Here is a 12007-nt window from a genome sequence, read left to right on the forward strand (position 1 = left end):
GCGGGTTCCTGCGCGAGGAGCTGACCCCGCCCGACCCGCGCACCGCCTACCTCGCCAAGGTGGCGGCGAACGCGCTCACGATCGCCCGCCGCGAGCTGCGGCTCGGCCCGGCGCAGCGGGCGGAGCACCGCGCCCGACTGCACGCCCTGGGCTGTGCCGACGACGCCGAGCTGGCCGCCCGGATCCGCGGCGGCGCGCTGCCCGCCGACGGCCCCGACGTCGTCGCCGCCGTCCGGGCGTCGGTCACCGCGCAGGTCGCCGTGGCCAATCCGCGGTACCTGGCGCCCCCACCGCGGACCTGACATGTTCGACGACGAACGCGACGACAGGAGACATGCATGCGCGCAGCACGGGTGACCCGCACGGACGGGCCGCAGGCGCTGGAGATCGGCGAGGTGCCGGACCCGGTGGCCGGGCCGGGCGAGGTGCTGATCGAGGTCGAGGCGGCCGGGGTCAACTTCCCGGACCTGCTGCTCACGCAGGACAAGTACCAGTACAAGCCGGAGCTGCCCTTCACGCTCGGCGGCGAGCTGGCGGGCGTGGTCCGCGAGGCGCCGGAGGGCTCGGAGTTCTCGCCGGGCGACCGGGTCGCCGCGAGCACCTCGATCGGCGCGTTCGCCGAGCTGGCCACGGCCCCGGTGCTCAGCGTCTTCCCGCTGCCGGACAACGTGGGCTTCGCGGCGGGCGCCTGCCTGCCGATGAACTACCTGACCATGACCTTCGCGCTGATCACGCGCGGTCAGCTGCAGAAGGGCGAGACCGTGCTGGTGCACGGCGCCGCCGGCGGCATCGGCACCGCGACGATCCAGCTGGCGAAGGCCCTCGGCGCCCGGGTGATCTCGGTCGTGTCCACGCAGGAGAAGGCGGACTTCGTGAAGTCCGTCGGCTCGGACGAGGCGGTGCTGACGGACGGGTTCAAGGACGCCGTCAAGGAGCTGACGGGCGGCACCGGCGTCGACATGGTCGTCGACCCCGTCGGCGGGGACCGGTTCACCGACTCGCTGCGCTCGCTCGCGCCGCTGGGCCGGCTGCTGGTCATCGGGTTCACCGCGGGCGAGATCCCCACGGTCAAGGTGAACCGGCTGCTGCTCAACAACATCGACGTCCGCGGCGTCGGCTGGGGCGCCTACGCCACGGCGCGCGAGGGCTACACCCGTGCGGAGTGGGACAAGCTGATCCCGTACCTGGAGTCGGGGATCGTCGACCCGCCGATCGCCGGGACCTACCCGCTGGAGAGGGCGGGCGAGGCCGTCGCGCTGCTGGGCGAGCGGGGCGTGCTGGGCAAGGCGGTCGTCGAGCCGTAGTCCGGGCCGGATTGCGGTCGGTATCCGGCCGCAATCGTCCGGATACTGACCCGGTGACGTCACCGAGCTCGCGGACGCTGCGGCTGCTCTCGCTCCTGCAGACCCACCGGTACTGGCCGGGGCCGGAGCTGGCGTCCCGGCTGGAGGTGTCCGTGCGGACCCTGCGCCGGGACGTCGACCGGCTCCGCGAGCTCGGCTATCCCGTGATGGCCACCCGGGGCGTCGACGGCGGGTACCAGCTCGCCGCCGGGGCCGCGCTGCCGCCGCTCGTCGTCGACGACGAGGAGGCGGTCGCGCTGGCCGTCGGCATGCAGGCGGCCACGCAGGGCGCCGTGGCCGGGATCGAGGAACCGGCCCTGCGCGCGCTGACGAAGGTCGTGCAGGTCATGCCGCCCCGGCTGCGCCGCCGGGTGGACGCGCTGCGCGGGGTCACCGTGCCGAGCACCTGGGGCGCCTCCCGCGCCGACGCGCTCGATCCGGAGGCGTTGATCGTCGTGGCGCAGGCCTGCCGGGACTCGGAGCGGATCGAGTTCACCTACACCGCGCGCCGGCCCGAGCCGACGAACGGTGCGGACGGCCCGGACCACCCGCTCCGCGTCCGGCACGTCGAGCCGCACCGGCTGGTCCCGCTCGGCCGGCGCTGGTACCTGGTCGCCTACGACCTGGACCGGCACGACTGGCGCAGCTTCCGGCTGGACCGGCTCGCCGACCCGCGCCGCACCGGGGCCCGCTTCCGGCCCCGGGAGCTGCCCACCGCCGACGCCGCCGACTTCGTCCAGTCCGGGATCCGCAACCGCCCCGGCACCTGGACCGTGGAGGCGGTGGTCGAGGCGCCCGCGGAGCGCCTGGCCCACCTCGGGCGCTGGGCCACGATCGAGCCGCTCGGCCCGGACCGCTGCCTGCTCCGGATGGCCACCGACGACCTCGACTGGCCGCTGCTCGCCCTCGGCGGCTGCGGTGCGGAGTTCGAGATCCGGTCGCCCCCGGAACTGACCGCGCGGGTGCGGGACTGGGGGGAGCGCTTCCTCCGCGCCTCCGGCGCCCGTGCGTGGTGAGGGTTGACCGCGCGCGTGCGGCGTCAGCCGCAGAACGCGAGCAGGGCGCGGGCGAGGTCGTCCGGGGCCTCCTCGGCCATGTGGTGACCGGACTCGATCCCGTGCCCGCGCACGTCGTCGGCCCAGTCACGCCAGATCGTGAGGGGGTCGCCGTAGAGGTACTCCATGTCGTCCCGGGTCGACCAGAGGACCAGGACCGGGCAGCGCAGGCGGCGGCCCGCGGCCCGGTCGGCCTCCTCGTGGGCCCGGTCGACGCCGAGCCCGGCGCGGTAGTCCTCGAGCATCGCGTGCACGGTGGCGGGGTCGTGGATCGCGGCCCGGTACTCGGCGTACGCCTCCTCGCCCATCATTGCCGGGTCGCCGCCGTACCAGGCGTCCGGATCGGCGGTGATCGCCCGCTCGGGCTTCTCGGGCTGCGCGAAGAAGAACCAGTGCCACCACGCCGCGGCGAAGCGGTCGGTGCACCGGGCGAGGGCCTCGCTGATCGGGACGCTGTCGAGCACCGCGAGCCGCTCCACGGCGTCGGGGTGGTCGAGCGCCAGCCGCAGCGCGGCGTAGCTGCCGCGGTCGTGCCCGGCCACCGTGAAGCGCTCGTGGCCGAGCCGGCGCATGAGCGCGGCGAGGTCGGCGGCCATCGCCCGCTTCGACGCCTGCGCGTGGTCGGGGGCCGTCGGGGGAGCCGTGGAGGCCCCGTAGCCCCGCAGGTCCGGGCAGACCACCGTGAACCCGGCGTCCCGCAGGACCGGGGCGACCCGGTGCCAGGTCGCCGCCGTGCGCGGGTGGCCGTGCAGGAGCAGCACCGCGGGCCCGCTGCCGCCGTGCCGCACCCGCAGCACCACCTCGCCCACGTCGACCCGCTCGTCGTCGAAGCCCGGGAACATGCTCCCGATCATGAGGCAGCGCGCCCGTCGGCGCACGCCCTCAGCCGCTGACCTGGACCGTGGTGTGGTCGCCGATGCCGGGCAGGCCGGGGCGGGTGACGGCATCGGCGGTCAGCTCGCCGACCTCCGTGCGGATCACCAGTCGCGTCACCGGGCCCAGGAAGGTGCTGGTCAGCACGGTGCCGGTGAGGCCGTCGGGGGCCCCGACGAGCAGTGCCTCCGGGCGGACCTGCGCGGTCTCCGCCGCGCCCGGGGTGATCCGGTTCCGCGAGACCGGGACCGTGTTCATCACACCCACGAACTCCGCGACGAACGGGGTCGCGGGCCGCGCGTAGACCTCCTGGGGCACGTCGACCTGCTCCATCCGCCCGGCGTTGAGCACCGCGACCCGGTCGGCGACGGCGAGCGCCTCGGACTGGTCGTGCGTGACGAACAGCGTGGTGATCCCCTCGGCGAGCTGCAGCCGGCGGATCTCGTCGCGCAGCTGCACCCGCACCCGGGCGTCGAGCGCGGACAGCGGCTCGTCGAGCAGCAGCACGCTGGGCCGCACCGCCAGCGCCCGCGCCAGCGCCACCCGCTGCTGCTGACCGCCGGAGAGCTCGTGCGGGTAGGAACCGCCGCGGTCGCCCAGGCCGACGAGCTCCAGCAGCTCGGCCGCCCGCCGGCCGCGCTCGGCCCCGCCGACCTTGCGCATCCGCAGCCCGAACGCGACGTTCTCCGCCGCCGTCATGGTCGGGAACAGGCTGTAGGCCTGGAACACCATCCCCGTGTCGCGCCTGCTGGCCGGCACGTCGGTGACGTCGGCGCCGTCGATCCGGATCTCCCCGCTCGTCGGCCGGTCGAACCCGGCGAGCAGCCGCAGCGCCGTCGTCTTGCCGCAGCCGGAGGGCCCGAGCAGGGCGAGCAGCTCGCCGCGGCGCAACGCCAGGTCCAGCCCGTCGAGCGCGCGGGTCCCGCCGAACACCCGGCTGACCCCGCGGAACTCGACCGCGGCGTCCGTCGCCGTGTCCGCGGGGGACTTCTGCACTGCGGTCACGGTGTTCTCCTCCGGCGGGTCCCGACGAACGACACGGCCAGCAGCAGCACCCAGGTGAGCAGCAGGCTGGCCAGGGACAGGGCCACCGACACGCCCGCCGCGCTGCGGCCGACCTCCACGACCGCGATCGGGAAGGTGTCGGTGTAGAGCAGGATCCGCGCGATCACGATCTCGCCCAGCACCAGGGCGAGGGTGAGGAAGGCGGCGCCGAGCACCGCGCTGCGGATCGCGGGCAGGACGACCCGGACCAGCGCCGTCGTCATGCCGGCACCGAGGTTGCGGGCGGCCTCGACGAGGGTCCGCAGCGGGATCGCGGCCAGCCCGTTGTCCACGGCGCGGTAGGCGAAGGGCAGCGCGAGGATCACGTAGAAGGGCGTGAGCGCGCTGGTCGACGAGTCGAACAGGGCCCGGAACACCGGCCCGCCCAGGTTGGCCTGCACGAACGCGATACCGGCCGCCATCACCACCGGGGGGATGACGATCGGCAGGATCGTCGCGCTCTCCAGCACGGCGGCCAGCGACGGGAACCGCAGCCGCACCCACACCGCTGTCGGGACCACCAGGAGCAGCACGACCACCGCGGTCAGCACGGCGATCCGCAGCGAGGTGAGCAGCGCCGAGAGCAGGACCGGGTCCTCGGCGATCCGGGTGTAGTTGGCGACGCCGTGGCCACCGCCGGGGGACCGCAGGCTGAACTCGGCCGACGCGATCAGCGGGACCAGGAAGTAGAGCGCGGCCAGGGCGAGCACGACGACCCGCCAGCGGCGCCTCATCGCCGGCTCCAGCGGGCGGCGCGCCGCTGCAGCCACAGGTAGGCGACCATCACGATCCCGATCACCACCACCATGTCGAGGCCGAGCGCCAGGCCGACGTTGGCCTGCCCGACGAGCACGTTGCCCGACAACGCCGACGCGATCGCCGTCGGCACCAGCGGGATCGAGCCGCTGGTCAGGGCGAGGGCGGTGGCGTAGGCGGCGAACGCGTTGCCGAACAGCACGAGCGTGGCGCCGGCGAAGGCGGGCGCCAGCACCGGCAGCGCCACCAACCGCCAGTACGACCACGCCGTGGCGCCCAGGTTCTCCGCCGCCTCCCGCCACTGCGGCAGCAGGCCCTCCAGCGCCGGCGTGATCAGGATGACCATGAGCGGGATCTGGAAGTAGACGTAGGTCAGCGCCAGGCCGGTCAGCGAGTCGATCCGGAAGCCGGACGCGTACAGGTCGAGCCCCGCCGACCGCAGCCACGCGGTGGCCAGCCCGGTCTGCCCCAGCGCGGCGATGAACGCGAACGCCAGGGGCACGCCGCCGAAGTAGGCGAGCACCCCCGAGGCCGTGGAGACGATGCGGCGCAACGGCGACCGTGGCCGGGCCGTGAGCACCGCCTGGGCCAGGAAGGTGCCGAACACGGCCCCGATCACCGCCGTGACCGCGGACAGCAGCAGGCTCTGCCGGAAGGCCAGCAGGTACTGCGGCGAGGTCAGCGAGGCGACGAGGTTGCCCAGGGTCGGGCGGCCGTCGGCGTCGGTGAAGGCGCCGCTGATCACGAAGTACAGCGGCCCGCCCAGGAAGACCAGGAAGTAGAGCGCGAAGGGCAGCAGGCCCAGCGCGGCGCGCCACCGCCGCTCCGGGCGCGCGGCGGGCGCGTCCGGGGCGGCGGTGGGCGTGTCGAGAAGGGAGGTCACGATGCGACGGCCGCGTTCAGGCCGTGGCCGACGCCCACTGCTGGGCGACCACCTGCTTGGCCTTGTCGGTCTGCGCCTGCGTCGGGTACTGCGCGGTGCCCTGGACCGGCGGCAGCGCGGCGACCAGCTCCGGCGTGGCGGTGCCGGCCTGCTGCATCTGCGGCAACCGGACCGGGCGGGCCTTGCCCGCCAGCCACAGGTTCTGGCCCTCGTCGGAGTACAGGAACTCCTGCCAGAGCCGGGCCGCGGCCGGGTGCGGCGCGTTCTTGTTGACCGCCTGCGAGTAGTACTCGGCGAACAGCCCGTCGGCGGGCACGTTCACCTTCCACTCGAAGCTCGCCTCGACCTTCTCGGCCTGCGCGACGTTGGTGTAGTCCCAGTCCAGGACGATCGGGGTCTGCCCGCTCTCGATCGTCGCCGCGTTCGGGTCGACCTTGAGCAGGTTGCCGCTCTTCGCGAGCTGCCCGAAGTAGTTCACGCCCGGGGTGATGTCGTCGAGCGAGCCGCCGTTGGCCAGCGCGCCGGCCCAGACGGACGCGAACCCGGCCGCCGCCTGCGTCGGGTCGCCGTTGATCGCGACCTGGCCCTTGTACTCGGGCTTCGCGAGATCCGCGATGGCGGTGGGGCAGTTCGCGACCAGCTTCGCGTTGCAGCCGATCGAGATGTAGCCACCGTAGTCGTTCACCCAGGCGCCGCCCGAGTCCTTGTTCGCCGCCGGGATGTCGTTCCAGGTCGCGACCTGGTACGGGGCGAACAGCTGGGTGTTGCCGGTGGCGAAGGCCTGGCCGAGGTCCAGCACGTCGGGCGCCCGGTCCTGGGTGCCGAGCTGGGTGACGGCGTTGATCTCGTCCTGGCTCGAGCCCTCCGGGTTCGCCGAGTTCACGGTGATCCCGTACTTGTCGCCGAAGGCCTTGATGATCGCGCCGTAGTTCGCCCAGTCCGGCGGGAGCGCGATGACGTTGAGCTGGCCCTCCTGCTTGGCGGCCTGCACGAGCGCGTCCATGCCGCCGCCTGCCTGGGCCGAGGTGGCCGTGGCCCAGCCGCCGGACTCGGACGAGCCGCCGCCCGAGCCACTGCCGCCGCCCGAGCTCACACACGCCGTGGCCGCCAGGGCCACCGCCGCCACGCCCGCCGCCAGGGCGCCGGCGCGACCCCACCTCTTCCGCACGTCCATCGTTCTCCTCACGCACACTCCCGGCGACGCGCGCCGCCCGGCGAAGCCTCACCCGTCCGGGCGGCCGCGGGATGACCGGCGGCCGTCGATCGGGTGGCGCGCGGTCGTCCGGCCGGGGGAGGGCCGGACCGCGGCACAGGAAGTACCTATACCCCCGGGCGTCCCGCGGGGAGGGCCGTTACCGAGGTGTGACGGGAGATCGGGGGATCGCCGGGCCGCGACGCGCCGTGACCGGTTAACCCCGCGGCGCCGTGGGCCGAACAGCCTGCGGCGGCGCATCACGGGATGCGGCCGCGCGCTCTTCCCCCGGGGCGGAGCAGGAGGGGCGATGGGGACGCGGGCCGAGCGGGAGTGGATGGAGCTCGTCGCCGCGTTGATGGCCGAGCCGCTGGTCGAGATGCCGGTGAACCGGCTGGCCGAGGCGCTCGCCCGCACCTTCGGGACGTCCGGGGTGACCTACAGCGAGGTCGTGCCCGACGAGCCGGTGCGCCACGTCTGGCTCGACGGCGGCCTCGGTGAGCACTTCGGCGAGCTGGCCGAGTGGAGCGCCTACCGGGCCCCCGTCGAGCACCCGCTGCTGCGCTTCCACCTGGCCTCCGGGCTCTGGGTGCCGCGGCAGACCCTCGCCGTCCCGGCCGAGTTCGCCGACCGGTGGAACAGCCAGGGCGGCCGCGACCTGGCCGAGTCGTGCTCCGCGCCGAACCAGCTCTCGCTGCCGCTGCGGGCGACGTCCCGCCTCGCGCGGTCGTTCGTGCTCGGTCGGCCCGAACCCTGGTCACCGCCCGAGGAGGCCTTCGCCGAACGGCTGTGGCGGCTGCTCACCGGGCTCGAGCGGCAGGTCACGGCGTTGGCGACGGTGGCCGCCGGCAAGGGCGTGGGACCGTCGGAGATCCCGCTGACCCCGCGCGAACGGGCCGTGCTCGGGCTGCTCGCGCAGGGTCTCACCGCGGGCACGATCGCGCGGCGGCTCGCCATCTCCCCGCGCACGGTGCAGAAGCACCTGGAGCGCTGCTACCTCAAGCTCGGCGTGACCGACCGGCTCTCCGCGGTGCTGCGCGCCCAGGCGCTGCACCTGGTGTAGGGGCCGGCTATCGACCGCCCCGGGCCATCCGCAGCACGTCGAGGGCGCTGTCGAGCTGCTCCTCGGTGAGCTTCCCGTCCTCGACGTGCCCGCGCTCCAGCACGACCTCGCGGATGGTGCGGCGCTCCTTGAGGGCCTGCTTGGCGATCGACGCCGCCTCCTCGTAGCCGATGTACTTGTTCAGGGGCGTGACGATCGACGGGGAGGACTCGGCGTACTCGCGGGTGCGGTCGAGGTCGGCCTCGGCGCCGGCGACCACCTTGTCGGCGAGCAGCCGCGCCACGTTGGACAGCAGCCGCGCGGACTCGAGGACGTTGCGTGCCATGACCGGCATCATCACGTTGAGCTCGAGGTTGCCCTGGCTGCCGGAGAAGGCGACGGTCGCGTCGTTGCCGATGACCTGCGCCGCCACCATCATCGTGGCCTCGCAGAGGACGGGGTTGACCTTGCCGGGCATGATCGACGAGCCGGGCTGCAGGTCGGGCAGGTGCACCTCGGCGAGCCCGGTGCGCGGACCCGAGGAGAGCCACCGCAGGTCGTTGGCGATCTTGTAGAGCGACACGGCGACGGTGCGCAGCGCCCCCGACGCCTCCACCAGCGAGTCCCGCGAGCCCTGGGCCTCGATGTGGTCGGGGGCCTCGGAGAGCGCGTCGAGCCCGGTCGCGGCCCTGAGCTCCTCGACGACGCCGGCGCCGAAGCCCTCCGGCGCGTTCAGCCCGGTGCCCACCGCGGTGCCGCCGATCGGCAGCTGGCCGAGCCGGGGCAGCACGTCGCGCACGCGGGCGGCGCCGTACTCGGCCTGGGTGGCCCAGCCGCCGGCCTCCTGGCCCAGCGTGATCGGCACGGCGTCCATGAGGTGCGTGCGGCCGGCCTTGACGACGTCGGCCCACTCCTCCGCGCGGGTGCGCAGCGTCGCGGCGAGGTGCTCCAACGCCGGCACCACGTCGATGGCCAGCGCCTCGCTGGCGGCCAGGTGGATCGTGGTCGGGAAGACGTCGTTCGACGACTGCGAGGCGTTGACGTGGTCGTTCGGGTGCACGTCCTGGCCCGACGCCCGGGTGGCCAGCGTCGCGATGACCTCGTTGGCGTTCATGTTCGACGAGGTGCCCGAGCCGGTCTGGAAGACGTCCACCGGGAAGTGCGCGTCGTGCTCGCCCGCCGCGACCTCGTCGGCGGCGTCGGCGATCGCGCCGGCCAGCTTCTCGTCGAGCACGCCGATCCGCCCGTTCACCCGCGCCGCCGCGCCCTTGACCAGGCCGAGCGCGCGGATCTGCGCGCGCTCCAGGCCCCGTCCGGAGATCGGGAAGTTCTCGACGGCGCGCTGGGTCTGCGCACGGTACAGGGCGGTCGCCGGGACCCGGACCTCGCCCATGGTGTCGTGCTCGATGCGGAAGTCGCCGGTGCCGCCGGCCGCGTCGTCGCTCATGACCTCATCCTCCGCCTGAGGGTGCCCTTACCGCTCGGTCCGATGACCGGGATTACATCGTCCGTGGGATCCGTCCCGCGCGCTCGGCGGACGGGCTTGGCCCGGGCGGGCGGATTCGCCGGAGCGGGTATGTACAGCGGTAACGATCAGCTCTCCGTATCGGAGCCACTACGCAGGCGGTGTCGACGGAGGGGGTCGAGACGCCATGAGGGACCGCGACGACGGGGATTGGTTGGAGTTCACCGCCGAGCTGCTGCGGGAGCCGCTGACGGAGCTGCCACTGGATCGCGTGACGGTGATGCTGCGGGAGACGTTCGGGGCCGCTGCCGTGGCGGCGGCCGAGCTCGGGCGGGACGGCTCGTCGGACGGGGAGATCTATCCGCTCGACGCCGCCCTCGAGGGCTATCGCGAGGACATGAAGGACTGGGGCCGACTGCACGGCGGGGACAACCCGATCGCACGGTACTTCCGGGCGACCGCGGACGTCCGCCCGATCCAGATCGCCGACATCCCCGCGCGCTTCGCCGACGGGCACGTGTACGGGGAGGGAGCCGCACTGTCGAAAGCCTGTGGAGTGCCCGAGCAGCTGTGCATCCCCGCCGGGACGCAGGGGGCGCGCATGCTGGTGGTCGGTCGGCCCGAGGTCTTCTCGGCGGACGATCTCCGGCTCGCCGACCGGGTCTGGTGCGTGCTGAGCGGCCTCGACCGCCAGGCCCGCGCCTACGCCGCCGCGCTGCGCAACGCCTCGCCCTCGGGACGCGACGTCGCCCGCTCCATCCGCCTCACCCCGCGTGAGCGCGCGGTACTGGGGCTGCTCGCGGAGGGGCTGACCGCGGGGGCGATCGCCCGGCGGCTCGACATCGCGGAGCGCACCGTGCACAAGCACCTCGAGCGCTGCTACTCCAAGCTCGGGGTGGCGGACCGGCTCACGGCGGTGCTGGCCGCACAACGCCTGGGGTTGGTGGCGGCCTGAGCCGCCCGGCCCTGGCCGGACGTGACCTGAAAGGCGATCAGCGTCCCTCGTTCGGCCGAACGGGTGGATACGCAAAGTTGTCGATGCCGCCGTCCGGGGTGGAGGAGCACGATGGGCTGGAGCCACCGGAGGGGCGGTGGCGCAGGGGTGGCACCCGTCGGGTGTCCGGACCGGCGCGGGGCAGGGCACGGCCCCGCGCCGGGCATCCCGTCGCCCGCCCCGGGATCGTCCCCGGTGAGCCTCCCGCGAACCCGGCCGGCACCCCGCCGGAGGGCGCGGGTGCCGTCCGGGCGCGACGGTCAGGGCAGTGGCGGCGCCTCGACGTCCTCGTGGGTCGGGCTGTCGAAGTCGATCGACGCGTACTCGCGCAGCTTGGTCAGCCGGTGGTAGCCGTCGATCAGCCGCACCGTGCCGGACTTGGACCGCATGACGATGGACTGGGTGGTGCAGCCGCCGGCGCGGTAGTGCACGCCGCGCAGCAGGTCCCCGTCGGTGACGCCGGTGGCGCAGAAGAACACGTTCTCGCCGGTCACGAGCTCGTTCGTGGTGAGCACGCGGTCCAGGTCGTGCCCGGCGGAGATCGCCTTGGCGCGCTCCTCGTCGTCCTTGGGCCACAACCGGCCCTGGATCTCGCCACCCATGCACTTGAGCGCGGCGGCGGCGATGATGCCCTCCGGCGTGCCGCCGATGCCGACGAGCATGTCCACGCCGGTGCTCGGGCGCGCGGCGGCGATCGCGCCGGCCACGTCGCCGTCGGAGATGAACCGGATCCGGGCGCCGGTGTCGCGCACGTCGGAGACCAGCTGCTCGTGGCGCGGGCGGTCGAGGATGGTGACGGTGACGTCCCGGACGTCGATCTCCTTGGCCCGCGCGACGGCACGGATGTTGTCGCCCACCGGCTTCGTGATGTCGATGTGGCCCGCCGCGTCGGGCCCGACGGCGAGCTTCTCCATGTAGAACACGGCCGACGGGTCGAACATCGCGTCCCGCTCGGCGACCGCGAGCACCGCCAAAGCGTTGGGCATGCCCTTGGCCATCAGCGTGGTGCCGTCGATCGGGTCGACGGCGACGTCGCACCAGGGACCCTCACCGTTGCCGACCTGCTCGCCGTTGTAGAGCATGGGCGCCTCGTCCTTCTCGCCCTCGCCGATCACGACGACCCCGCGCATCGACACGGTCCCGATCAGCTGGCGCATGGCGTCGACGGCCGCCCCGTCGCCGCCGTTCTTGTCGCCGCGGCCGACCCAGCGCCCCGCCGCCATCGCGGCGGCCTCGGTGACCCGCACCAGCTCCATCGCCAGGTTGCGGTCCGGGGCCTCGCGGCGTCGCTCGGGCTTGGGTCCAGTCATCGGGCCTCCTTGGCTCGGGTGTACCGGTCGCATCGCGGGGGTCGGCGACG

12 protein-coding genes are annotated in these 12007 nt (G+C 74.0%); 5 read left to right on the top strand and 7 right to left on the bottom strand.

What is annotated here, in order from left to right:
• The 3 genes from LWC35_RS20465 to LWC35_RS20475 form a co-directional block, all read left to right on the top strand.
• Nucleotides 1-302 (top strand): DUF6285 domain-containing protein (locus LWC35_RS20465; RefSeq protein ID WP_232871778.1); only part of this gene is annotated, 302 nt, incomplete at its 5' end.
• A gap of 36 nt (nucleotides 303-338) precedes the next feature.
• Entirely contained in the window at nucleotides 339-1304 is a 966-nt protein-coding gene (locus tag LWC35_RS20470) for an NADPH:quinone oxidoreductase family protein (protein WP_232871779.1), read from the top strand.
• A gap of 53 nt (nucleotides 1305-1357) precedes the next feature.
• Nucleotides 1358-2359: a helix-turn-helix transcriptional regulator gene (locus LWC35_RS20475; RefSeq protein ID WP_232871780.1), complete on the top strand. Its 1002-nt coding sequence runs from the start codon at nucleotides 1358-1360 to the stop codon at nucleotides 2357-2359.
• 23 nt (nucleotides 2360-2382) lie between these two features.
• Here LWC35_RS20475 and LWC35_RS20480 read toward each other — a convergent pair whose 3' ends face one another.
• Genes LWC35_RS20480 through LWC35_RS20500 form a run of 5 tightly spaced genes read right to left on the bottom strand, consistent with a single transcriptional unit; the run spans nucleotide 2383 to nucleotide 7128 of the window.
• Nucleotides 2383-3240, bottom strand: coding sequence for an alpha/beta fold hydrolase (locus tag LWC35_RS20480; RefSeq protein ID WP_232871781.1), 858 nt, complete (start codon nucleotides 3238-3240; stop codon nucleotides 2383-2385).
• A gap of 40 nt (nucleotides 3241-3280) precedes the next feature.
• Entirely contained in the window at nucleotides 3281-4276 is a 996-nt protein-coding gene (locus LWC35_RS20485) for an ABC transporter ATP-binding protein (protein ID WP_232871782.1), read from the bottom strand.
• Complete coding sequence (locus tag LWC35_RS20490; protein ID WP_232871783.1) at nucleotides 4273-5049, bottom strand: ABC transporter permease; 777 nt, start codon at nucleotides 5047-5049, stop codon at nucleotides 4273-4275. Before LWC35_RS20490 ends, LWC35_RS20485 begins: the two co-directional genes overlap by 4 nt.
• Complete coding sequence (locus LWC35_RS20495) at nucleotides 5046-5954, bottom strand: ABC transporter permease (protein WP_232871784.1); 909 nt, start codon at nucleotides 5952-5954, stop codon at nucleotides 5046-5048. The genes LWC35_RS20490 and LWC35_RS20495 overlap by 4 nt, the downstream gene beginning before the upstream one ends.
• A gap of 16 nt (nucleotides 5955-5970) precedes the next feature.
• Nucleotides 5971-7128: an ABC transporter substrate-binding protein gene (locus LWC35_RS20500; protein ID WP_232871785.1), complete on the bottom strand. Its 1158-nt coding sequence runs from the start codon at nucleotides 7126-7128 to the stop codon at nucleotides 5971-5973.
• A gap of 328 nt (nucleotides 7129-7456) precedes the next feature.
• On the opposite strand from LWC35_RS20500, the gene LWC35_RS20505 reads away from it, so the two are divergent.
• Nucleotides 7457-8209 (top strand): helix-turn-helix transcriptional regulator, encoded by a 753-nt coding sequence (locus LWC35_RS20505; RefSeq protein ID WP_232871786.1) that lies wholly within the window; start codon nucleotides 7457-7459, stop codon nucleotides 8207-8209.
• 7 nt (nucleotides 8210-8216) lie between these two features.
• Here the strand turns inward: LWC35_RS20505 and LWC35_RS20510 are convergent, their stop codons facing one another.
• The gene (locus LWC35_RS20510; RefSeq protein ID WP_232871787.1) at nucleotides 8217-9635 is read right to left on the bottom strand and encodes a class II fumarate hydratase; all 1419 of its coding nucleotides are present in this window, start codon (nucleotides 9633-9635) and stop codon (nucleotides 8217-8219) included.
• 205 nt (nucleotides 9636-9840) lie between these two features.
• On the opposite strand from LWC35_RS20510, the gene LWC35_RS20515 reads away from it, so the two are divergent.
• Complete coding sequence (locus LWC35_RS20515) at nucleotides 9841-10608, top strand: helix-turn-helix transcriptional regulator (protein ID WP_232871788.1); 768 nt, start codon at nucleotides 9841-9843, stop codon at nucleotides 10606-10608.
• Between the two features lie 299 nt (nucleotides 10609-10907).
• Here the strand turns inward: LWC35_RS20515 and glpX are convergent, their stop codons facing one another.
• On the bottom strand, nucleotides 10908-11957 hold the full coding sequence (gene glpX, locus LWC35_RS20520) for a class II fructose-bisphosphatase (RefSeq protein ID WP_232871789.1): 1050 nt from the start codon (nucleotides 11955-11957) through the stop codon (nucleotides 10908-10910).
• Nucleotides 11958-12007 lie beyond the last annotated feature (50 nt).

It is taken from the genome of Pseudonocardia kujensis (genome assembly GCF_021283305.1).
Lineage (GTDB): Bacteria > Actinomycetota > Actinomycetes > Mycobacteriales > Pseudonocardiaceae > Pseudonocardia > Pseudonocardia kujensis.